Annotated in this window: 18 protein-coding genes, 1 tRNA gene and 1 rRNA gene; 12 read left to right on the forward strand and 8 right to left on the reverse strand. The window is 40.5% G+C overall.

From position 1 onward, the window contains the following. Positions 1–491: 491 nt before the first annotated feature. The 7 genes from gyrB to dnaA all read right to left on the reverse strand — a co-directional run bounded on the left by gyrB (position 492) and on the right by dnaA (position 9,042). Positions 492–2,417, reverse strand: coding sequence for a DNA topoisomerase (ATP-hydrolyzing) subunit B (gene gyrB / locus CDO33_RS19840; RefSeq protein WP_103081520.1), 1,926 nt, complete (start codon positions 2,415–2,417; stop codon positions 492–494). Between the two features lie 122 nt (positions 2,418–2,539). Further along, positions 2,540–2,809, reverse strand: a complete 270-nt coding sequence (remB, locus tag CDO33_RS19845; protein WP_103081519.1) for an extracellular matrix regulator RemB — start codon at positions 2,807–2,809, stop codon at positions 2,540–2,542. A 356-nt stretch (positions 2,810–3,165) separates the two neighbouring features. Then, the gene (locus CDO33_RS19850; protein ID WP_103089282.1) at positions 3,166–4,596 is read right to left on the reverse strand and encodes an ISLre2 family transposase; all 1,431 of its coding nucleotides are present in this window, start codon (positions 4,594–4,596) and stop codon (positions 3,166–3,168) included. Between the two features lie 127 nt (positions 4,597–4,723). Next, positions 4,724–5,836, reverse strand: coding sequence for a DNA replication/repair protein RecF (gene recF, locus CDO33_RS19855; protein WP_103082985.1), 1,113 nt, complete (start codon positions 5,834–5,836; stop codon positions 4,724–4,726). Between the two features lie 284 nt (positions 5,837–6,120). Then, positions 6,121–6,327, reverse strand: a complete 207-nt coding sequence (gene yaaA / locus CDO33_RS19860) for a S4 domain-containing protein YaaA (protein WP_103082986.1) — start codon at positions 6,325–6,327, stop codon at positions 6,121–6,123. A 19-nt stretch (positions 6,328–6,346) separates the two neighbouring features. Continuing rightward, positions 6,347–7,450 carry a DNA polymerase III subunit beta gene (dnaN, locus tag CDO33_RS19865; protein ID WP_103082987.1) on the reverse strand — a complete coding sequence of 368 codons (1,104 nt, stop codon included), beginning with the start codon at positions 7,448–7,450 and terminating at the stop codon, positions 6,347–6,349. A gap of 251 nt (positions 7,451–7,701) precedes the next feature. Continuing rightward, positions 7,702–9,042 carry a chromosomal replication initiator protein DnaA gene (gene dnaA / locus CDO33_RS19870; RefSeq protein ID WP_103082988.1) on the reverse strand — a complete coding sequence of 447 codons (1,341 nt, stop codon included), beginning with the start codon at positions 9,040–9,042 and terminating at the stop codon, positions 7,702–7,704. A gap of 491 nt (positions 9,043–9,533) precedes the next feature. On the opposite strand from dnaA, the gene rpmH reads away from it, so the two are divergent. The 10 genes from rpmH to gyrA all read left to right on the forward strand — a co-directional run bounded on the left by rpmH (position 9,534) and on the right by gyrA (position 20,540). Continuing rightward, positions 9,534–9,668 carry a 50S ribosomal protein L34 gene (rpmH, locus tag CDO33_RS19875; protein ID WP_103082989.1) on the forward strand — a complete coding sequence of 45 codons (135 nt, stop codon included), beginning with the start codon at positions 9,534–9,536 and terminating at the stop codon, positions 9,666–9,668. Positions 9,669–9,790: 122 nt separating this feature from the next. Beyond that, a complete protein-coding gene (gene rnpA, locus CDO33_RS19880; RefSeq protein WP_242973987.1) occupies positions 9,791–10,180 on the forward strand; it encodes a ribonuclease P protein component in 390 nt (129 codons plus the stop codon). Further along, on the forward strand, positions 10,162–10,374 hold the full coding sequence (yidD, locus tag CDO33_RS19885; RefSeq protein WP_103082990.1) for a membrane protein insertion efficiency factor YidD: 213 nt from the start codon (positions 10,162–10,164) through the stop codon (positions 10,372–10,374). Before rnpA ends, yidD begins: the two co-directional genes overlap by 19 nt. Positions 10,375–10,433: 59 nt before the next feature. Beyond that, on the forward strand, positions 10,434–11,243 hold the full coding sequence (locus CDO33_RS19890) for a YidC/Oxa1 family membrane protein insertase (protein ID WP_103082991.1): 810 nt from the start codon (positions 10,434–10,436) through the stop codon (positions 11,241–11,243). 3 nt (positions 11,244–11,246) lie between these two features. Next, positions 11,247–11,867 (forward strand): RNA-binding cell elongation regulator Jag/EloR, encoded by a 621-nt coding sequence (gene jag / locus CDO33_RS19895; RefSeq protein WP_103082992.1) that lies wholly within the window; start codon positions 11,247–11,249, stop codon positions 11,865–11,867. Between the two features lie 196 nt (positions 11,868–12,063). After that, the gene (gene mnmE, locus CDO33_RS19900; RefSeq protein ID WP_103082993.1) at positions 12,064–13,443 is read left to right on the forward strand and encodes a tRNA uridine-5-carboxymethylaminomethyl(34) synthesis GTPase MnmE; all 1,380 of its coding nucleotides are present in this window, start codon (positions 12,064–12,066) and stop codon (positions 13,441–13,443) included. A gap of 46 nt (positions 13,444–13,489) precedes the next feature. Next, positions 13,490–15,382, forward strand: a complete 1,893-nt coding sequence (mnmG, locus tag CDO33_RS19905) for a tRNA uridine-5-carboxymethylaminomethyl(34) synthesis enzyme MnmG (protein ID WP_103082994.1) — start codon at positions 13,490–13,492, stop codon at positions 15,380–15,382. A gap of 370 nt (positions 15,383–15,752) precedes the next feature. Then, a complete protein-coding gene (gene rsmG / locus CDO33_RS19910) occupies positions 15,753–16,487 on the forward strand; it encodes a 16S rRNA (guanine(527)-N(7))-methyltransferase RsmG (RefSeq protein ID WP_103082995.1) in 735 nt (244 codons plus the stop codon). A 296-nt stretch (positions 16,488–16,783) separates the two neighbouring features. Beyond that, a complete protein-coding gene (noc, locus tag CDO33_RS19915) occupies positions 16,784–17,629 on the forward strand; it encodes a nucleoid occlusion protein (protein WP_103082996.1) in 846 nt (281 codons plus the stop codon). A gap of 427 nt (positions 17,630–18,056) precedes the next feature. Then, entirely contained in the window at positions 18,057–20,540 is a 2,484-nt protein-coding gene (gyrA, locus tag CDO33_RS19920; protein WP_103082997.1) for a DNA gyrase subunit A, read from the forward strand. Positions 20,541–20,787: 247 nt separating this feature from the next. Here the strand turns inward: gyrA and CDO33_RS19925 are convergent, their stop codons facing one another. Beyond that, complete coding sequence (locus tag CDO33_RS19925) at positions 20,788–21,015, reverse strand: hypothetical protein (protein ID WP_151898668.1); 228 nt, start codon at positions 21,013–21,015, stop codon at positions 20,788–20,790. 409 nt (positions 21,016–21,424) lie between these two features. Here CDO33_RS19925 and CDO33_RS19930 point away from each other — a divergent pair. After that, positions 21,425–23,122 (forward strand): 16S ribosomal RNA (locus CDO33_RS19930). Between the two features lie 239 nt (positions 23,123–23,361). Then, positions 23,362–23,438, forward strand: a tRNA-Ile gene (locus tag CDO33_RS19935). Positions 23,439–23,578 lie beyond the last annotated feature (140 nt).

Genomic DNA, 23,578 nt, shown 5'->3' on the forward strand with positions numbered 1-23,578 from the left:
ACATTGGGTACCATCGGTGGATGACTGTTTCATAATCAACTTATTTTAGTTTCGACATCTTCCATCTTCAATGCCCCTTTTCTTTATCACCTTTTTATATCACTTTTTCTTACTATTTTTTTGTATCAGTTTTTTATACAATTTTTCATATGATTTTTCACTTAACTTTTCCATATAACATGGTTTGCTTCGATAATCCATTATTTACTGCCATAAATTAGTCACCAAGTCCTTTTATAAATATATTGCTCATAATATGATTATAATTAATTTGATTATTTATACTTGTTATTCTAACCTGGAATCTAAACGGATTCTAATTAGTTATAATGCATTTTGTATACATTAGAATTTCACTTATCTATAACCCGGATGTTCATTTACTGCACACTTTTCTACCCCAACAAAAAAAGATATGAACAGCTTTTCATATCTTTTTTCATTGCAATGCATGTAATTTTTAATTTTATTTTTATGGAATGTAATCAAAACTAAACATCAAGATCAGTAACTGTTCTTGCGTAATTGTGTATAAACTCTTTTCTCGGATCCACCTTATCTCCCATCAATATGGTGAATATCTCATCCGCCGCTACCGCATCTTCCATCTCTACTTTTTTCATCATTCTCGTTGCAGGGTTCATTGTTGTTTCCCAAAGCTGCTCCGGATTCATTTCACCCAGACCTTTGAACCTCTGAATATTAACGTCTTCCTTTTTCCAGCCCTTTTCCTGGATAATTTTGCTTACCTCTTTTTCATCAAAGGCATAAAGCTCTTCTTTTCCCTTTGCTATCTTGAAAAGAGGCGGCTGCGCAATATAAATGTGCCCTTTTTCCACCAAGGGTCTCATATAGCGGAAGAAGAAGGTCAAAAGCAGCGTTCTTATGTGGGAGCCGTCCACATCCGCATCGGCCATTATTATGACCTTATTATATCTAAGTTTTGATATATCAAAATCGTCTCCTATGCTTGTACCCAAGGCCATAATAACCGGTGTAAGCTTTTCATTTTTGTAAACTTTATCCATTCTTGACTTTTCTACATTCATCATCTTACCCCACAGGGGCAGTATAGCCTGAATTCTTCTGTCTCTTCCCTGTTTTGCGGAACCGCCGGCCGAATCACCCTCCACTATAAAAATTTCGCAAATAGAAGGATCTTTTTCGGAGCAGTCGGCTAATTTTCCAGGTAAAGAAGCGGATTCCAAGACACTTTTACGCCTTGTCAATTCCCTCGCTTTTCTTGCTGCTTCCCTTGCCCTCGAAGCGGTAAGGCATTTCTCAAGAATTATTCTGGCTACTGAAGGATTTTCCTCCAGGAAACTCTCCAGCTTCTCCGTTACCACATTTTCCACCAGGTTTCGGATTTCACTGTTTCCAAGTTTTGTCTTTGTTTGTCCTTCGTACTGAGGATTTGTAAGCTTTACGCTTATTATCGCTGTGAGGCCTTCCCTTACGTCTTCTCCTGCCAGGTTCTTGTCATTTTCCTTTATGAAATTGTACTTTCTTCCGTAATCATTTATTACTTTGGTTATGGCGGATTTAAATCCGGTCATATGCGTTCCGCCTTCTGTTGTCGCTATATCATTTGCGTAGCTGTATATGTTTTCAGTGTATCCATCGTTGTACTGCATGGCGATTTCCACACTTGAGTCATCTTTTCCGCCTTCAATATAAATCACATTTTCATGCAAAACTTCCTTGTTCCTGTTTAAATATTGAACGAAAGAAACTATACCGCCTTCATAGCACAGGTTCTTTACTATTTTTTCTTCCGGACGCTCGTCAATCAAAGTTATTTTTATGCCTTTGTTTAAAAAAGCCATTTCCCTGTACATGGACAGCATAATATCAAAGTCAAAGACAACATCTTCGAAAATTTCCGGATCAGGCTTGAATGTCGTCTTTGTACCTGTTTGATCCGTATCTCCTATTATTTCCAGGGGAGTTACCGTAACGCCTCTTTCATATCTCTGTCTATATATATGGCCATCCCTGCTTACTTCAACTTCCAGGTATTCTGAAAGAGCATTTACTACTGAAGCTCCAACTCCATGGAGTCCGCCGGAAACACTATAGGCTCCGCCTCCGAACTTACCTCCGGCATGAAGAACTGTATGCACTACCTCAACTGTGGGTATGCCCATCTTAGGATGTATACCCACCGGTATTCCGCCTCCATTATCCTTGACAACAATGGAATTGTCCTTTCTTACAACAATTTCAATGCTGTCACAGCGACCTGCCATGGCTTCATCCATACTGTTTGCAACAATTTCGTATACCAGGTGGTGCAATCCTTTTGAAGATGTGCTTCCTATATACATTCCAGGCCTTTTCCTGACCGCTTCCAGGCCTTCTAACACCTGTATATCACTTTCATTATATTCAACATTTGCATTTATATTTTCTGCCATACATTCCTCCATACATATACAGTTTTATAATGATTCCATCAACCCATATATTTTCTCAAGATTAACTGCACAAGACTATATCGGTAAATTTCATAATCCGTAAAAAATATAGACTTTTATCGTCATATACCGGAAATATCGCTGACAAAATTAGTACGTTTGTGCAGAGTTACGGACGAAATTGGCGAAAGGTATATCTTGCTCTTTTTATCTGATTCCGTTATTATAAATGATTTCGGCAAATCATCGGAAATACTCTCTATAAATCCTTCTTCCTCGGCAATTTTTAAAAATTCCTTCGTGTCTTTTGATATAGTGGTGGTTTCAATATCCAATATGGCTATTATATCTTTTATCGGTATAACCACATCTCCTCCTATATGCAAAAACATATACACTATCCTCCCCAGCTTAAAGGCTACTCAACCTTTTTCCGCCATAATTAATCCAGTAAAACAAAAACATATTATATACATTTTATCCTAATTGAATTTTTTGTGCAAATAATTAACAAACTATGATTGAGTCAATTTACTGTAGGGAATTGAAGATAAGACGACTTCCTAAAATAAGTCCACTCCGGTCACGCCCTTGACAACAAGCATCTCCCATATGGTTTGTCAGCCAGGGCGGCACCCCTTGTAACAGGGGAATGTCTCTGGAGCTTTTGGCTGCCACTTTAGCCCATTATACCATATGGGTCCCTCTTATTGTAAAGGGTTCGCTTCGCCGTTCCCTTCGTTCATTGTTACCCTACAAAGGCTCTTAGCGCTCTATAAAGCAGTGTTTTATGGCCTTTACTGATTATTGTTAGATTACTGTCCCAAACACCATCATATCTATTCCTATTTGTTCTCAATTCACGAATTAATTCATCTTGTAGCTGCTGTGCCTGCTCCCGTTGTTCTTTCTTCTTTTGAGCCATTACCAAGTCGTATACTTTTCCTCCGTTTTTCTTGAAAATTCTGAGTTGGGCCATCTTGTCCGCACCATTTTTTGACCAACCCATTGGCCTGCTGCTTAACCTATCGGATAGAATATGGCTTACATGCCCTTCAGCACTGCATCCTACAATTTCATAGTTATCTACCTTTATCTCTATTCCTGCCCAGTTATTCAATATATATCTTTTTGCATCGTTAACCGCTTTCCTCTTTGTCTCCGATTCTGTCTTTTCAAGAATTTTAGCAAATGCCTTCTTAAGCCCCGCCTTATCAGCTTCTTTCAAGGCATCATCTAATTCCTGTTCGATATCTTCGTCTTCCAAGTGTGCCGTTGCTACTTTTACGTATTTGCTCAAATGATACTTATCCAATACAAACTTGCTTTTACCAATCCAGTTTAATCCCTGTTTTATCCAAGCTGCTCCATCTCCAGATATATATACAGTTTCAATCTTATCCACATCATAAGTATCATCTATGTATTGGGAAACCTCTAGCCACAGTTCTTCACTATCTCTGATTCCTCCAAAATAACGGGGATTCTTCAATACTTTTCTCTTCTTCGTGCTTTTTTCATGGTCAATTCCCTCATGAACGTATACAAGCTTAGGCATTAGTGTGCTACTTGCTCCCCATTCATCTTCTGTCTTATGTCTCTTTTTCCCTTGCTGCGCTACATGGTCTTCATCAGCCTCAATATACAGAATCTTTGGTGTCTCATCCTTTCTCTTTTCCACCGATGGCTGAACAACTTCAAGTTCATGTACTTTATTCATTACAGCCTGTTTGCTTACCTCATCCATGTATGCAGCTTTTTCTCCACCTTTTCTATAACTGCTCTCCGCAGCCTCTTCCACAGCATTTATGACAACATCAGCACTTACTCGGTCATGAGGATTGATACCAACTATTCTATCCACAAGATATTGCCTTTTTCCGCCTTTCTTAGGCTTAAAATATGTTCGTTCATAACTGATGGGTCCAAAGCTTGTTAAAAGTCCTGTTCTATCCTTTCTTACAATTTCCCAGTTCTGCTTGCGAGAAGCCGATTCCCGCAGATAATCATCCATATCTTCAAGAACTTCTGTAACAATGTTTCTACCTAATTCAAGAAGTTCTTCATGCAATCCCAAAACAAGGTCAGCTAGGTCCGTAGGCTTTTCAACAAATTTTTTTACCTTTTCTTCAATCTTTTTTACACCAAAACCAATAAAATGTTGTATACTATTGTACATAGAAGATGCATCCTTTCGTTGAGTATTTTGATTTGGCGACTTATATCTTAACAGGATGTCATCTTCTTTTCAATTTTTTGGATATTTATTCCAATTGATTCCCTACAGTAATTTTACTCGAGCCAAACTATTCCTTTTTTGCAGTACCGCTGACAATGCTGTAGTAACTGGCGCTGCTTCCCGGCAAGTCCTTGAAAAATCCACTATCCGTGCATGTTATAAATGTTTGTATTCCGTCAAGGTTTTTTAAAAGATATAATTGTCTCTTCCCGTCCAGTTCCGACATAACGTCGTCCAGCAGCAATACGGGGTATTCCCCGGTTTCCTCCAGTATCAAATCAATTTCAGAAAGTTTCATCGATAAAACGGCGCTTCTCTGCTGTCCTTGTGAACCATATAATTTGATGCTCCCACCATTTAAAAATATTTCATAATCGTCCCTTTGTGGCCCGTACAGGGTTGAAGCTTTTTGAAGCTCCCTTTCCATCGATTTTTCCAGCAGTCTGACAAACATGAGCATGATATCTTCAATACTGCTGTTTTCATCAATTTGCACCGACGGAGCATATCTTATGGCCAGCTTTTCTGCTCCGTCAGTGATCCTGCTGTGATTTTCCTCCGCATATTTTCCTAGTCTTTTCACAAACTCGTATCTTGTTTTGATTATTCTGGAACCAATAGTTGCAAGATTATTATTCCATATTTCTAAAGTATCTATCAAATTCCTTTTGTTTTGAATCTCTTTCAGCAGCATATTCCTCTGAGTAAGAGTTCTGTTATATTGCTGAAGATCATAAAAGTAAGAAGGTTTAAGCTGACTTATCGTTATATCAACAAACCTTCTTCTTTCAGATGGCCCTTCCTTTATGATCAACAGATCCTCCGGAGAAAAAGCTACCGCGTTCAGGTTTCCCATTAAACCGCCGATTTTTTTTAGAGGTATCCCGTTTATCCTCACTTTCTTTTTCTCTGTTTTGCTGAAGCTTATTTCAATATTTTTATCTATCTGTTCCCTTTCAAAATCGAGGCTTATCAAAAAGCTTTCTCTTCCCAGCATCACCATGTCCTGATCCTTGGACGTGCGGTGGGAACGGGCAGCCGCGCACATGAATATGGCTTCCAGTATATTTGTCTTTCCCTGCCCGTTGTTGCCGGATAATATATTAAAGTTTTTCCCAAAGCTTATATCCAGATGGTCGTAATTTCTAAAATTTCTTAATTTCAATCTCTTTATATACAAATTCCAGCCTCCGAATATCAAACAAAAATACTGCTTTCATCTATCATAAACATGCAAAAATCACAATCCGGCAATGAGAAGAAAGCCTTTGCCGGAAGGTACATTCTTTGATCCATAAGGAATGGGACTTAATATAAATGAATTTATCTCCGTTGCCTTATATAATTTCAATCAAAGCTCATATCTTTGTGCATAGTATGCTATTATACCATGCTATTTAAAAATTACCTTCGCAACACTCGGCCTTCTCTTTAATTAAACCTCTTTTTTCTTATTGTAACAGTCTAATCTACTTGTAACACGTTGCCGTTTATTTCTACTGTATCTCCCTTGCGCAGTTTTTTTCCACGCTGTGTTTCAACCTGTCCGTTTACTTTCACATTTTGCTCTGCAATCAAAATTTTTGCGTGGGAGCCGGTGTCGGCAATACCGGCCCATTTTAAAAACTGATCCAGTCTTATATATTCGGTTTCTATTTTTACTAATTTCACTCTATCACCTTAATTTTACTTAATCATTCCTTGTTCTTACAGGAAGTATCATATAACTAAAAGCATTGCTGTCAACCGGTGCTATTATGCACGGACCTATATTGGAAGTAAATCTCATTTCTATAGTATCTTCTTCTATAACTTTGAGAGCATCTATAAAATATCTTGGATTGAAGCTGATGCTCATGCTTTCTCCCGTCATTTCTATATTTAATTCTTCCCTTACGGCGCCTATATCAGTGTTTAAAGAAATAATCATCTTCTCGTCGTCTATTTTGAATTTGACGGAGTACTTCTTTTCATCCATCGTTATTAAGGATGCCCTTTCAACGCTGGATAACAAATCTTTTGTATTTACGATGATCTTGGTTTCATAATCTTTTGGAATTAAATTCCTGTAATTCAAATATTCGCCTTCCAATAATCTTGAAACCACCCTGCAGTTGCCCATGTCGAACATTATTTGGTTTTGTGAATTGTATATCGTCAGCTCATCTTCTACCGGCTGCAGGATTTTTCCTATTTCCCCCAGGGTCTTGCCGGGTACTACAACGTTGAAGTCAAGATTTTCGCCGTTGGAAGCGGCACTTCTCAAGGCCATCCTGTAACCGTCGATGGATACAAAGGAAAGCACGTTGTCCTTGCACTCTATGAGGGAACCGGTGAGGATCGGCCTGTTTTCGTCCATGCTTACGGCAAACAAAGTTTGCTTGATCATGTCTTTGAGCAGCTTCTGACTTATCTTGAAGGTGTTTTCCTTGCTTATTTCAGGTATGGCGGGAAATCCTGATGCGTTTATTCCCTTCAATTCAAAGTGTGAGTTTTCACATTCTATAATAACGAGGTTATTTTCCTTTACATCTATCAGCACTTCTGAATCCGGCAGACGTCTTACTATGTCGCCGAACATCCTTGAGTTAAGTACGATTGAACCTGTCCTTTGTATATCGGATTCCACCAGGCATTCTATTCCTATCTCCAGGTCGTTTCCTGTAAGCTTGAATTTATCCGTTGCTTCTAAAAGTATTCCTTCGAGTATCGGTAATGTCGTTTTTGATGAAACGGCTTTTTGTACTATACTTATACCTTCCAGTAGATTTTCTTTCGAACATACAACCCTCATCTTCAGGCCTCCCGGATATTTTATTTATAGTAATATATAAAATTCAGTAATAATAGTAATAAGTGTTGTTAGTTTTGTGTATAACTTTAATTTAGAGCATGCTTTCAACATTTGGCCCTGTTAATATTTTGTTGATGAAAATAGAAATGGTATCCACAACTAATCCACTGCTGAAAAATTTTTAAGTTTGTCCACAAAAAGTTATCCTCATATGCACAATTTATGTTGATATTTTTTAGTTTTTTTAATTTTTATCCACCGGTGATGGTTTTCTTAAGTTCCTCCAGAACTCTTCTTGTCTCCGGGTTTGTTTCAATATCTTCCGCAATCTTGTCGCATGCGTGGATTACCGTAGTGTGGTCTCTTCCGCCGAACTCATCGCCTATTTTGGGAAGGGACATGTCGGTGAGCTCTCTGCATAAGTACATTGCTATCTGGCGTGGATATGCAATATCCCTGTTCCTCTTTTTTGATTTGAATTCCTCCGGCTTTATGTCAAAGTAACGGGCAACTGCCTCCTGTATTGTGGCACTGTTGATAACTTTTGTCCTGGCAGCTGAAAGTATGTCTTTTAGAGCTTCCGTTGCCAGTTCAACATTGATCTCACTTTCAGTGAGGGATGAGTAGGCCACAACTCTATTTAGAGCCCCTTCCAGTTCACGGATGTTGGAGGCGATTTTATCGGCTATAAAAACCATTACATCATTGGGTACGTCAAGGCTTTCCATCTGAGCCTTTTTTCTCAAAATAGCTATCCTAGTTTCCAGATCCGGGGGCTGTATATCAGCTATGAGTCCCCATTCAAATCTGGATCTCAATCTTTCTTCGAGAGTCGGTATGTCTTTTGGAGGTTTATCGCTGGAAACAATAATTTGCTTTCCTGCTTCATATAGTGAATTAAACGTGTGGAAAAATTCTTCCTGGGTACGTTCTTTACCACCTATGAACTGTATATCGTCTATCAACAGGATGTCTATATTGCGGTATTTAGTTCTGAATTCTTCATTCCGGTCATCTTTTATAGCGTTAATCAGCTCGTTTGTAAATTTTTCTGAGGAAACATACAAAACCCTCGTCGACGGATTCTGGCTGAGAACATAATGGCCTATAGCATGCATGAGGTGGGTTTTTCCAAGACCGACACCACCATAGATAAAAAGAGGGTTATAGGCCTTAGCTGGCGATTCAGCGACTGCAACCGAGGCAGCATGAGCCAGACGGTTGGAATTGCCTATGACAAACGTGTCAAAGGTATATTTCGGGTTAAGTATGGAAATAACCGACTCGTCGTTGTTTACAACCTCTGTTTGCTTTTCGTACTTTTTATTTTTATCGTCCTCCTGGGACGGAATCGTAAATGTAATGGTAAATTCCTTTGAAGTAACTTGTTTCAAGGCGTTCATTATGAGCGTTGAATACCTTGATTCAAGAATGCCCTTGTTGAACTCGGCCGGAACTCCAAGAACTATGTTGTTGCCGTTCATTGACACGGGTTCAATGGTTTTAATCCAGGTATTGTAGCTGATCTCTGTTAATTCATTTTTCAACAGGTTTAGTGTTTTCTGCCATAATTCTGTAAGGTTCGCATTCATAAAAAAGCCTCCAAAAGAACGTAGATAATCTATTCATCCATGTAGGTAATTATTGACAAATATTATTGTATTTAAGCATAAAAAGAAAGACTGCATAATATTTATCGTCTATTCATATACTACAGTGGAAAATGATATAATTTTTGGTTACAAAATTTAAAGTAAAAAGTTATAAACAAGGCTGTGCATAACTCTGTTAGTTATTAACAAGAAATAAACAATTTTTGCGGAGTTATCAACAAGCATTATAAATATATCAGACTTTTACACAATATTCAATATGAATGTGAGCATGTTATCCACAAAAAAGTATCTCTGCATTGAATATTATCCACAAAAAATACTTTTTTAGATTCTTGACATGCTTTTGTTATATAATATATAATTGTTTTGGCGTCCTTTGGGCTGCCGTATTTTAATGTTGATTAACTTGAATAAGGTTTATCATATTAATAGGCTACCTTTTGAGAGAGAAACGGGGGTGTTGGAGAGTGTTAAGGACATACCAGCCTAAAAATAGACAAAGAAAAAAGGAACATGGTTTCAGGAAGAGAATGAAGACTGCCAATGGCAGAAAGGTTCTTGCCAGACGCAGATTGAAGGGAAGAAAAGTGCTTTCAGCATAAGACCGCACAAGTGTGGTCTTTTTCTTTAATTTAATATTTGCTGTAAGGATTTTCTGCTATACTTTTATTTGATGGGAATGTTATAGCAAAATGTATTTGGGGAAAAAGAGGCAATATTGCAGATGACGGAGGAATTGCTCCACAGCATGTATAAGACTATCCCGATTAAGAAGAATTATGAGTTTTTGAGAATATATAAAAAAGGCAGATTCTATGTAGGAAAGTTCATAGTACTATATGTGATGGATAACAATTTGAATGTTAGAAGGTTAGGGATTACAGTCGGTAAAAAATTCGGGAAAAGCGTCAGGAGAAACAGGGTAAAACGGCTTATCAGGGAAAATTACAGAGTGTATGAGCCTTTTTTGAACGATAGTTGCGATTATGTTTTTGTTGCGAGAAACACAGGGTTAGTCCCTGATTATTCGGATATAAGCAAGGAAATGAAGTTTCTTTTTAAAAAGCTGGGTGTTTTTGACCGGGAGAAGTGGAATTGTTCAAGAAATCAGTGATTTTAGCAATAAAATTCTATAGGAGATGGATATCTCCGTTAAAAAGGCCGAGTTGCCGTTTTTATCCCACGTGCTCCCAGTATGCGATAGACGCGGTTAACAAGTACGGAGCAGCTAAAGGAATTCTTATGTCCATAAAAAGGTTATTGAAATGCCATCCATTTCATCCGGGTGGATATGATCCTGTAAAATAGCTTTGCTCCACTGATGTTAAGGTTTTTAAGATACACAAGGAAATGAGAGGTAAAAACCAATGTTTGATTTTATATCCAGGCCATTAGGTCAGTTTATGTATTTTATATACAACACTGTGGGGTTTCATAACTATGGACTTGCGATAATAATATTCACCATTATCGTAAGGCTTCTTATGCTTCCCCTTACAGTCAAGCAATACCGTTCTAATGCCAAACTTCAGGAAATACAACCGCAGCTTCAGGAAATACAAAAGAGATACAAGAACGATAAAGAAAAGCTAAATGCAGAAATGATGAAGTTGTACCAGGAGAACAATGTCAACCCCGCTGGAGGATGTTTGCCGCTTCTCATACAGATGCCCATATTGTTTGCCTTGTGGGGTGTAATTTCAAGGCCTCTTACTTACATGTTGGGCCGGGGTAGCGAAGTTAAAGCATTATTGGAAGCTATACCTGAAGCAAGCAGAATAAGGGGATATGATGAGCTGAGCATTGTCATACACGACAAACTTCTTAATATGGATTTTCTTGGGCTTAATCTGGGTCTGGTACCCACATACGACATCAGGACAATAATGGATAAACCGCAATATGCTGCTTTATTACTGATCCCAATACTTGCTTCTGCATTGACCTACTTTTCGTCAAAGCTTTCGATGTCTGCAACCAGTACTAATTCGCAAAGCAACAGCTCCAGCCAGATGAGCAATACAATGATGATTATAGGACCACTCATGACTTTAATGTTTTCATTCCAGTTTCCTGCAGGATTAGGCCTGTACTGGATAGCGGGTTCTGTAATACAGATATTGCAGCAGTTATATATTAATAAGCATGTAATAAAGAAGAAGGAGGTTGCGAATTAATAGATGTCTTATACAATTGAAAAATCTGCAAAGACAGTGCAGGAAGCTATTTCTGCAGCCCTTGAAGAGCTGAATGCCGATGAGAACGAAGTTGAAGTTGAAGTTATTGATGAGGGCAATAAAGGTATTTTTGGAATAATAGGGACCAAACTGGCCAGGGTAAGAGTTACCTTGTTGGATACACCTGCAAAAAAGGCTCAGGATTTCCTGGAGGATATTTTCAGCAAAATGGGCATTGCCCCTGAAATGGAACTTACGGAAGAAGACGACACCCTTTCTATAAAGATAAAAGGTAAAGATATAGGAATTATAATCGGTAGGAGAGGAGAGACTCTGGATTCTCTTCAATACCTTACCAGCCTTGTGGCAAATAAAAATGGCGGAAAATATAAAAGGGTTATCATTGATGTGGAAAACTACAGGCAAAAGAGGGAGGAGACCCTCATAAAGCTTGCAAACAGGTTAGCAGACAGGGTTGTGAAATATAAAAAGAGCGTGACTTTAGAGCCTATGAACCCTTATGAGAGGAGAATCATCCACTCTACGCTGCAGAACCATAAAAGCGTTGAGACATACAGCGTAGGAGAGGAACCCAACAGAAAGGTTGTCATCGCACCCAAATAGCTTAAAGCCGGAAGACAGGCTGTGCGAGGACAGACATAAGAATATATGGAATAATAAAAATTTCTGGTTCAGGATAAAATATTTTCTTGAACCTTTTTATATTTTATACTAGTGTATTATAAGAATGCAATGAAGGAAAGAATGGATAACATATAAAAAGCATCATCTGATATTATGTTAGATTGAGGTAGGAAATATGTACAATGACGATACAATAGCTGCCATATCGACGCCCCAGGGAACCGGGGGTATTGGCATTATCAGGATCAGCGGCAGCCGGGCTTTTGAAATTGCCGGAAGGATATTTTCAGGAAAAAAGGCTTTTGATGAATTAAAATCCCATACTATTAGTTACGGTAAAATAATTGATCCCAGCAGTTCTGAAACAATAGACGAGGTTTTGGTTTCCAAAATGAACAAGCCCAATACCTTTACCCGGGAAGATGTGGTAGAAATCAACTGCCATGGGGGATTGGTGGTCTTAAAAAGGGTTTTGGAGCTGGTTATAAGGGAAGGGGCAAGGCTTGCGGAGCCCGGTGAATTCACAAAGAGGGCATTCTTAAACGGCAGGATCGACCTGTCACAGGCTGAAGCCGTGATCGATATAATCAACTCAAAAACGCTCCAAAGCTCCCGGGCTGCGATGGATCAGCTGGAGGGAAAGCTGTCCCGCCAGTTAAAAAAGGTGAGGGATCACCTGATTGAACTTCTGGCTCATATGGAGGTAAATTTTGATTACCCGGAGTATGATGTTGAAGAGATAACCGGCCGTAAGGTTTATGATGAAGCAGGACAAATAAGGGATCTCCTGGAAGGTATTATGAACAGCTTTGAAAAGGGCAGAATCCTGAGGGAGGGAATAAGCGCCGTAATAGTCGGAAGGCCCAATGTTGGAAAATCCTCTCTGCTGAATGAGCTTTCAGGAAAAAGCAGAGCTATAGTTACAGACATACCGGGAACCACCAGGGACATAATTGAAGAGTATGTGAATATCAACGGAATACCGGTGAAGATGATAGATACCGCCGGCATTAGGGAAACGGATGATGTGGTAGAAAAAATAGGGGTTGAAAGGGCGCAAAACGCTATTGAAAACTCCGATCTGGTTATAGTGATGATAGATGCCGGAGTCGGAATAAGTGAAGAGGACATGGAGATTCTTGAAAAGGTAAAAGGCAAGAAAACCATCGTATTGATAAACAAAGTGGATCTCGCCGACAAACAGGAAGTTGACGCTATCGCGGACAAGCTTGCCGGTTTTAGGGTTATCAGAACATCTGTCAAGAACGAAAAGGGAATCGATGATCTGGAAAAGGAGATCACGGACCTTTTTATGAAAGGTGGAATAAGCCTAAACAGTGAAGTTATCATTACCAATATAAGGCACAAGGATTTAATAGCAAAGGCTATACAAAGCATAGATGAAGCCCGCGGCTCGTATGAAAACGGTATGCCGCTGGATCTGATCGCTATTGACATAAAAAATGCAGCGGAATTCATAGGTCAGATTACCGGCGAATCGGTGAGCGATGATGTAATACACGAAATTTTCAAGAACTTCTGTTTAGGAAAGTAATATCAGTTATTGTAAGAAGCAGGGAATCAGTCAGGGAGGAAAAAGAATGGAGTATTTTGCAGGTGAATATGATGTGATTGTTGTTGGGGGCGGACATGCCGGTTGCGAAGCTGCTCTTGCCTCTGCAAGGATGGGATGTAAAACTGCGGTATTTGCAATAAATCTGGACAGTATTGCCAATATGCCCTGCAACCCGAGTATCGGTGGAACTGCAAAAGGTCATCTGGTACGGGAGATTGACGCTCTGGGCGGAGAGATGGGCAAAAACACCGACAAAACGTTTATACAATCAAAGATTTTGAATTCTGCCAAGGGACCGGCCGTATTTTCCCTGAGGGCTCAGGCCGACAGAAGAAGATATCAGATGGAGATGAAGCACACCCTGGAAAAGCAGGAAAATCTGGATGTAAAGCAGGGTGAGATAGTGGAGCTTCTTACAACGGAAGATAAACGGAAAATTACAGGGGTAAAGACCCATACAGGAGCAGTATATAATTGCAAAGCCGTAATACTTGCTACCGGGACATTCCTGAAAGGCAGAATAATAATAGGTGATGTCAGCTACAGTGGGGGACCGGATGGACTTTTCCCGGCCAACAAGCTGTCCGACAGCATGAAAGAACTGGGTATAGAGCTTTTAAGATTTAAAACCGGTACTCCGGCAAGAATCAACAGGAGAAGCATTGACTTTTCAAAGATGGAGGAGCAGCCGGGGGATGAGAGGATAGTTCCTTTCTCTTTTGAAACCGACGAAATAGAAAAAGAACAGGTTTCCTGCTGGCTGACCTACACAACGGAAGAAACCCATAGAATAATAAGGGAAAATCTTCACCGTTCTCCCTTGTATTCCGGTGATATAAAGGGGGTAGGCCCCAGGTATTGTCCTTCAATAGAGGATAAGGTGGTGCGTTTTGCCGATAAGGAAAGACACCAGGTGTTTGTTGAGCCTATGGGCTTGGATACCGAGGAAATGTACCTTCAGGGAGTATCTACGAGTTTGCCTGAGGATGTTCAGATTAAATTGATGAGATCGATACCCGGCCTGGAAAATGTCTCTGTTATGAGAAGCGCCTATGCGATAGAATATGATTGCATAGATGCTACACAGCTAAAGCTTTCTCTGGAGTTTAAAAACATCGACGGGCTTTTTTCCGCCGGACAGATAAACGGAAGTTCGGGATATGAGGAGGCGGCAGCCCAGGGGCTTATGGCCGGGATAAACGCAGCGCTGAAAATCAAAGGAAAGGAACCGCTCATCCTGGACAGATCCCAGGCATATATCGGAGTACTCATTGACGATCTCGTAACGAAAGGCACAAAGGAACCCTACAGGATGATGACTTCAAGAGCCGAATACAGGCTGCTGCTGAGGCAGGATAATGCGGATTTGAGGCTGACACCAATAGGATATGCCATCGGACTCATAAGCGATGAAAGATACAGGAGGTTTGAAGAGAAGAGAAATCAGATAGCCGAAGAGATCGAGAGGGTTGAGAAGACTGTTATAGCACCCCGTGAAAATGTGAACAGGTTTTTGGAAAGCCGGAAAAGCACTCCCATAAAGAGCGGTGTGAAGCTTGCTGAACTTCTCAGAAGGCCGGAGCTCTCCTATGATGATCTTGCTGAAATTGATGAGGGTCGGCCCGCATTGAGTAGGGCTGTCCGGGAGCAGGTGGAGATATCCGTTAAATACGAGGGATATATAAAAAGACAGATGCAGCAGGTGGAGCAGTTTAAAAAGCTGGAAAACAGGAGACTTCCAAAGGATATTGACTATATGGCTATAGAGGGAATAAGGATTGAAGCCCGCCAAAAGCTGGACAAAATAAGGCCGGATTCAGTCGGCCAAGCTTCAAGAATAACCGGAGTGTCTCCTGCAGACATCAACGTGCTGCTGATATACCTTGAGCAGTCAAAGCACGGGAGAAAGAATCCATAGCAGGTTTTCCACATATTCATAAGCCAGCACTGCGATTTGGTGGATAATTTTATAATATTCCACGCAAAATGGGGATAACTTTATTAATGTGTTAACTCATTAACACAAAATAAGAATATTGCTTTCATTATTGGCTGCATTATGCAAATATGAGTGGGTTGTATTAGCATTTTCGATAGCAAAGTTCTGTGTTAAAGAGCTATAATCGTTGCTAAATAATAATTTGCAGTAAAATTTTGATATGATAGTTTTTGTTGATGGTCATACTATGCTATCATAAATGGCTGCACCGTTGGTGCCGGTGCGAAAGTAAAGGAATAATCGGTAGAAAAAATAATTAACGTAAAATATAAACTTGACAGGAGGAAGCATGGAAAGGGAGTTGGAACAGCTTCTTGTAAAAGGGGCGGAAGAATATTCAGTCCATCTTGATGAAGAAAAGATAAAAAGCTTTGGTAAGTACAAGGAAATACTTCTTGAATGGAATGAGAAAATTAACCTTACTGCGATAGAAGAAGATAAGGACATCATACTAAAGCACTTTATTGATTCACTGAGCATCATGCCTTATATACGCGGGCTTATTAAGGGAGAAAGCAGCCTGAGTTTGGTTGATGTAGGCACTGGTGCGGGTTTTCCAGGTATACCTGTGAAAATAGCCGCTCCTGAAATAAAGGTGACCCTGTTGGATTCCCTGGAAAAAAGGGTGAAATTTTTAAAAGAAGTGGTCAAGGGATTAGGGCTTACGGACATAGAAGCTATGCACGGCAGAGCTGAAGAATATGGAGTCAAAGCGGAGTTCAGAGAAAAGTTCGATGTTTCCACAGCCAGAGCTGTTGCAAGCCTCCCTGTTCTCCTCGAATACTGCCTGCCTTTTACCAAGGTGGGAGGGCTTTTTATCGCAATGAAAGGGAGCAATACTGAAGAAATCAGCAGTTCCAAAAGAGCTCTGGAAATATTGGGAGGAGAAATAGTGGATGTTAAGGAAATAACTCTTCCTTGGAGTGATATGAAAAGAAATATAATTTTAATAAAAAAGTTACGACAAACCCCTGCAAAATATCCGAGAAAAGCCGGAAAACCTGCAAAAGAACCTCTGATATAATCAAATTAATAAGGAAAAATAAAACATTTCGGCGAAAACTTTTTATTGTAAAAAAAAGGAAATGTGGAAATAATGGTGAATATAAATATTGACTACGGAAATAGATACGGGCAATGATGATGACATCCAGTCCTGGTTTATATATGAGGAGTGGAAAAGTCATCAGTGAAATTTACTAGCTAAAGCCATTATTAAGGAGTGCAATGCCAAAAAAATTATAACAGCCATAAGGCAGCCGTAGTATAACGCAAACAGCCTGTATCTTGCCTGAGGCGTTTACAAAGGAAGGTGCCGAAATGTTGGAAAGTAAACTGCATGTTTCAAAGAATGAGAAGAAAGAAGACTTAAAAAACATCACGTACATAAAAATCGAAAACATCAGACCTAATCCCTACCAACCAAGAAAGCAATTTAATAAGGCATCTCTTGAGGAGCTTTGTGAATCAATTAAGGAATATGGCGTTCTTCAGCCCATCAATGTAAGACAGATTTCAAGCAGCACTTATGAGCTGGTTGCTGGGGAGAGAAGGCTAAGGGCTGCTACTATGGCCGGTCTGGAAGAGATACCTGCCATTATTGTAAATGTCAATGATAACAACTCCGCAATAATGGCTTTGATCGAAAACCTCCAGAGGGAAAATTTAAGTTATATGGAGGAAGCAGAAGGATACAGCAATTTATTAAACGAGCACAATCTTACTCAGGAAGAACTGGCACAGAAAATAGGGAAGAGCCAGTCTACTATAGCTAATAAAGTAAGACTTTTAAAACTTCCACCCTTGGTTAAGAAAATCCTTGCTGACAACAACCTTACCGAACGCCATGCAAGAGCTTTGCTGAAACTTCATGATGAACAGCTGCAGCTTAAAGTATTAAAGCATGTTTGTGAAAAGGGATTGAATGTGAAAAAGACAGAGCAATTGGTGGAGCGGGCAATAGAAAAGTATACCCGGAGCGAAAAGGAGAAGGTGGAAGAAAAGAAAAGGACAAAAGCTATTAAAGATATAAGGATTTTTGTAAATACGGTAAGGCAGGCGATTGACCTCATGAAGAAATCAGGGGTTAACGCAAAGGCTGCCCAGCTTGATAGGGGAGAGTATATAGAATTCATAGTGAGAATACCAAAAAAGGGTGTGAATTAGAAAGACTTACAGTGAGGGCATTAAAAGATGGTATATTGGAAAGTATTAAATGGGCGGAATTTCAGCCCATTTTTTATGCATTAAAAATATGCTCCCTCAAATTTGTGTTATAATTTATATTTAATCAAAATAGTTTTACCATTTGCGTTACTATTTATTATTTAGCAAAAGCCGGACTTATCAAAATCAGCAGCAAAGCATGATATATAGGGAGGGCTTGGCCTTTAACCGACAGCATCAACTTTTAGTGTTGCAGTAGCTAAAATTGGATAAAATAAATAAGACAGCATTTGCATACATATAGCGGCCTTTATGGTATTATATGGTAAAATCAGTGGACAGGTTCAAAAAACTTTATTAAAATATATAATGTGTCAGCATGTACCAAAAAAATGACCGAAAGTAGTTTAGAAAAGGAGTTCTTTTAATGGCAGATAATACAAATGAAATTAGGGAGCAAAAGATAATACCTGTAAATATTGAATCGGAAATGAAAAAGTCCTTTATGCAGTATGCCATGAGCGTTATAATCGAAAGAGCTTTACCTGACATAAGGGATGGACTAAAACCGGTTCACAGAAGAATTTTATATGCGATGTATGAGCTGGGTTTCACTCCGGATAAAGCATATAGAAAGTGTGCGACAACTGTTGGTGAAGTTCTGGGTAAATTTCACCCCCATGGTGATGCTGCGGTATATGACAGTTTGGTTCGCATGGCTCAGGATTTTTCATTGCGGCATATACTTATAGACGGGCACGGAAATTTCGGTTCGAGGGACGGCGACCCTGCGGCAGCTATGAGGTATACTGAAGCCAGATTATCTAAAATGGCCATGGAGATGCTGACGGACATAAACAAAGACACCGTTGATTTCAAACCAAATTTTGATGAGCATGAAATGGAGCCTGTGGTTCTCCCTTCAAGATTTCCAAACCTTTTAGTGAATGGATCATCCGGTATTGCTGTAGGTATGGCTACAAATATACCTCCGCACAATCTTGGAGAAGTTATAGATGGTATAATCAAAATTATAGACAATCCGGATATAAGCTTGGATGAATTAATGAAGACCATAAAGGGTCCGGATTTTCCAACAGCCGGTATTATCGTAGGCAGGCAGGGTATAAGGGAAGCCTATAGGACCGGAAAGGGAAGAATTACGCTGAGGGCGGAAACCGTGATAGAGCAGGTATCCAGCACGAAACAGAGGATCATTGTCACGGAATTGCCCTATCAGGTAAACAAGGCGAGATTGATAGAAAAAATCGCAGAGCTGGTAAAAGAAAAAAGAATTGAAGGAATTGCAGACCTGAGGGATGAATCGGGCAGGGAAGAACCCGTAAGAATTGTCATAGATCTGAAGAAGGATGCAAATGCCAATGTAGTGCTTAACCTGCTTTATAAAAATACTCAGATGCAGGATACTTTCAGCGTAAATATGCTGGCTATTGTTGAGACGGAAGATAAAAAATATGAGCCAAGAATAGTCAATCTCAGACAGGCAATTGATTATTATATAAAACATCAGGAAGATGTAATAATAAGAAGAACTAAGTTTGACCTGGACAAAGCGGAAGCCAGAGCCCACATTTTAGAAGGGTTGAAAATAGCTTTGGATCACCTGGATGAGGTGATAAAGATAATCAGAAATTCAAAAACCGAAGCCGACGCAAAACAGGGGCTTATGGATAGTTTCGGGTTAAGCGAAAAGCAATCCCAGGCTATTGTTGACATGAGGCTGGGAAGGCTTACAGGATTAGAAAGGGAAAAAATCGAAAATGAGTACAGAGAGCTTCTGGAGAGGATTAAGTACTTCAAGGATGTTCTGGCAAACGAATCTATGGTTCTGAAAATAATAAAAGATGAACTCACGGTCATAAAGGAAAAGTATGCCGATGAAAGAAGAACCAAGATAATTGCCGATGAGGATGAAATAGATATTGAAGATCTTATTCAGGAGGAAGAAAGCGCGATAACCCTGACGCACTTCGGGTATATCAAAAGAATGCCGGCCGACACTTATAAAAGTCAAAAAAGAGGCGGAAAGGGAATCATTGGGCTTAGCACCAGGGAAGAGGATTTTGTTGAAAACCTGTTTACGGCATCAACCCATCATTTCCTGCTGTTCTTTACCAACAAGGGGAAAGTGCACAGGCTTAAGGCTTACGAAATACCTGAAGGCAGCCGCCAGGCAAAGGGAACTGCAATAGTGAACCTGCTCCAGCTGGACGCCGATGAAAAGGTAACGACAGTGATTCCTGTTGCCGAATATAAAGAGGACAGCTACCTGATAATGGCCACCAAGCATGGTCTGATAAAGAAGACCAAATTGATGGAATATGACAATATAAGAAAAGGAGGACTTACCGGCGTTGCCCTGAGAGAAAATGATGAGCTTATAGATGTAAAGCTGACAGATGGGGATAAGGATATAATACTCGTCACAAGAAACGGTATGTCCATAAGATTCAATGAGAATGATGTCCGCCCGGTAGGCAGAGTGGCTCAGGGTGTGATTGGCGTAAAGCTTGAGGACGACGATAGTGTTATCGGTATGGAGGTTTGCTGCAACGACCCCTATTTGCTGGTTGTTACCGAAAAAGGCTTCGGAAAGAGGACGGAGCTGGAAGAATATAAGGTTCAGTCGAGGGGCGGCAAAGGAATATTGACATACAGGGTGACTGAAAAAACCGGCAAAGTGGTCGGCATGAAGCTTGTGGATGACAACGATGACATAATGCTAATAAGTCAAGACGGCACAATAATTAGAATGAATGTGGATGATATAAGTGTTCTGGGAAGGGCAACCCAGGGGGTAACACTGATGAGGGTTGGTGAAGGAAACAACGTGGCTTGTATAGCCAAAATAGTTCCGGAAACCGATTCTGAAGATGATAATGAAGAATAGGATATTTAAAACTGATAAATCTTGAAAAATATAAAGGAGAGTTCACAGGGAGCTCTCCTTTATATTTTTTGACAAGGTAGGATATTAATAAAGCATTTTAAATTAATCGGATATGTCTAAAAAGTCAATAGTTTTCTTTCTCTTTGGCCGCAAGTCAGTCACAAGATAAATTGACATAAGATTCAGTCAGTGACCATATCGACAGCAGATTCCATTACTCTGCCGATCCCCAAGGGATGCAAGTCTGCTAGGTACTTCCATCGCTATTAGAATTTTCATCGGTTGCATCTATACCATACTGATTCTCATCCATCGGCTCCATGTAATCCGACGGGTGCTCCAGCCTTTTTAAAACAACAGCAATTTCTTCAACACTTTTAAGATTGCCGTCGGGAAGGACATTTACATTATATAGCCTTTCTGAAAGGCTTCTGTTTTCACGCTTTTGCTCCATAAACTCACCTCGTAAATCCATAAATTATCTTTAGGTATTTGCATAGAAATATGATATAAAAATCAAGCATTACTTAATATATGTCAAAACAGCAAAGTATATATCAGAAAGATGAATGTATTTTTGCTCAATGAAAAATAAAAAGAGAAAAATCAGGTTGATGAAGTTGGATATTGATGATATATTAATAAAGCTGTCGCTGATCAAAAAAACAACATGAATTTGGAAGAATAAACTTTCAAAAAGTTGTTGACACCAGTAAGACAGCATGATATAATAATCAAGCCGCTTCGGTGAGGCGGCAAAAAAATTGGACTTTGAAAAGTAAACAGTGTAAAGACAAAGGGAACTCGAAAATGAATTTGAGTTACGTGCTTATAAAAGCTAGTAAGTAAACAGAGCCAAAAGGCTTTTGAATAAAAGAAATCTTTTATTTGAGAGTTTGATCCTGGCTCAGGACGAACGCTGGCGGCGTGCCTAACACATGCAAGTCGAGCGGAGTAGAGTTCAACACTGAGTATTCGAGCGTTGGCAAAAGTTAAGCCAGCGTCATGCACAAACTACCTTGTTGATAGACATATTTAAAAGAAAGTTTTGTGCATCACGCTAAATTAAGTGCCTAACACAATGCTATGACTAAAGCAAGTCAAAATAGTATTGATAAGAGACGCCATACTTGAGTGCTGAGTGTTGGACTCTACTTAGCGGCGGACGGGTGAGTAACGCGTGGGCAACCTGCCTTGCACAGGGGGATAACACAGGGAAACTTGTGCTAATACCGCATAACATCACGGGGAGGCATCTTCCTGTGATCAAAGGAGAAATCCGGTGCAAGATGGGCCCGCGTCCGATTAGCTAGTTGGCGGTGTAACGGACCACCAAGGCGACGATCGGTAGCCGAACTGAGAGGTTGATCGGCCACATTGGGACTGAGACACGGCCCAGACTCCTACGGGAGGCAGCAGTGGGGAATATTGCGCAATGGAGGAAACTCTGACGCAGCAACGCCGCGTGAAGGATGAAGGTCTTCGGATTGTAAACTTCTTTGATGAGGGACGAAGGAAGTGACGGTACCTCAAAAACAAGCCACGGCTAACTACGTGCCAGCAGCCGCGGTAATACGTAGGTGGCGAGCGTTGTCCGGAATTACTGGGTGTAAAGGGCGCGTAGGCGGGGATGTAAGTCAGATGTGAAATACCATGGCTCAACCGTGGGGCTGCATCTGAAACTATGTTTCTTGAGTGCTGGAGAGGAAAGCGGAATTCCTAGTGTAGCGGTGAAATGCGTAGATATTAGGAGGAACACCAGTGGCGAAGGCGGCTTTCTGGACAGTAACTGACGCTGAGGCGCGAAAGCGTGGGGAGCGAACAGGATTAGATACCCTGGTAGTCCACGCCGTAAACGATGGATACTAGGTGTAGGAGGTATCGACCCCTTCTGTGCCGGAGTAAACACAATAAGTATCCCACCTGGGGAGTACGGCCGCAAGGTTGAAACTCAAAGGAATTGACGGGGGCCCGCACAAGCAGTGGAGTATGTGGTTTAATTCGAAGCAACGCGAAGAACCTTACCAGGGCTTGACATACAGAGGGATATGTCAGAGATGGCATAGCTCTTCGGAGCCTCTGTACAGGTGGTGCATGGTTGTCGTCAGCTCGTGTCGTGAGATGTTGGGTTAAGTCCCGCAACGAGCGCAACCCTTGTTGTTAGTTGGTAACACGTAAAGGTGACCACTCTAACGAGACTGCCGGTGACAAATCGGAGGAAGGTGGGGACGACGTCAAATCATCATGCCCCTTATGTCCTGGGCTACACACGTACTACAATGGCTACAACAAAGGGAAGCGAAGCCGTAAGGCGGAGCAAATCCCCAAAAGTAGTCCCAGTTCGGATTGTGGGCTGCAACCCGCCCACATGAAGTCGGAATTGCTAGTAATGGCAGGTCAGCATACTGCCGTGAATACGTTCCCGGGCCTTGTACACACCGCCCGTCACACCATGAGAGTCAGCAACACCCGAAGTCAGTAGCTTAACCGCAAGGAGGGCGCTGCCGAAGGTGGGGCCGATGATTGGGGTGAAGTCGTAACAAGGTAGCCGTATCGGAAGGTGCGGCTGGATCACCTCCTTTCTAAGGAGAACGGTCCGAATCTGATGGATAGCATCAGGTGAGGACGAATCTTCTGGTCGATACCGGATAACAGAAATGTTACCGGTTAAAGAGTTCCTTGTCTACACTGTTTAGTTTTCAAAGCCCAATGAGGTTTTGAAAAAAGAAAAAGTACTGGTTGACATTTAAGCGTCAATCATGTATAATAAGAAGTCCCTGATGGTTAATAAGCCGTCAGAGAAAATTGGATATAATAATATGGGCTCATAGCTCAGATGGTTAGAGCGCACGCCTGATAAGCGTGAGGTCGATGGTTCGATTCCATTTGAGCCCACCACTTTCTTGAATAGCTCAATAAGAGTTAGGAGAGAAGGAAAAAAGTACTGGTTGACATTGATATGCCAACCATGTATAATAATAAATCCCGGTTGATGAAGACTTAAAAAGTCAGAAGTCAGCCGAAGAACTTGCACTTTG

The organism is Clostridium thermosuccinogenes (genome assembly GCF_002896855.1).
GTDB lineage: Bacteria > Bacillota > Clostridia > Acetivibrionales > DSM-5807 > Pseudoclostridium > Pseudoclostridium thermosuccinogenes.